This is a genomic window from Bradyrhizobium sp. NBAIM08 (genome assembly GCF_020193935.1).
Lineage (GTDB): Bacteria > Pseudomonadota > Alphaproteobacteria > Rhizobiales > Xanthobacteraceae > Bradyrhizobium > Bradyrhizobium yuanmingense.
Genome location: NZ_JADYVR010001211.1, coordinates 1 through 389, shown reverse-complemented (window position 1 = coordinate 389; position 389 = coordinate 1). Strand labels below are relative to the sequence as shown.

1 protein-coding gene is annotated in these 389 nt (G+C 66.1%); it reads right to left on the bottom strand.

Going from position 1 to position 389, the window contains the following annotated elements:
* Positions 1-389, bottom strand: a 389-nt coding sequence (locus tag I6F37_RS44195) for a UvrD-helicase domain-containing protein (RefSeq protein ID WP_225155015.1), incomplete at both ends; no start/stop codon positions are given.

Genomic DNA, 389 nt, shown 5'->3' with positions numbered 1-389 from the left:
ACGCTGGATCGGCGCCGTTGTAGCCGTAGATGGTCTGGTCGTCGTCGCCGACACCGAACACGGCGCCGTCGGGCCCCGACAGCAACCTGACCAGCAGCAGGTGCGCCGGCGTCAGGTCCTGGAACTCGTCGACCAACATCATCCGGCACGCCCGTTCGGCTGCGGCACGTGCAGTGGGATCGGTGAGCAGCACCTCGATCGCGCGTTGGATCTGCTCGTCGAAGTCGACCACGTTCGACCGTTCGAGCTCGCGCCGGTACAGAGGGAACATGTCGGCGAAGCCATCGACCTCACCGTCGTAGAACTGCTCGACCGAGATCGGCGACCTCAGGCCAAGACGGGCCAGCGACAACGCCTCGATCCACGTGGCGACGGGATCGGCATTGCGC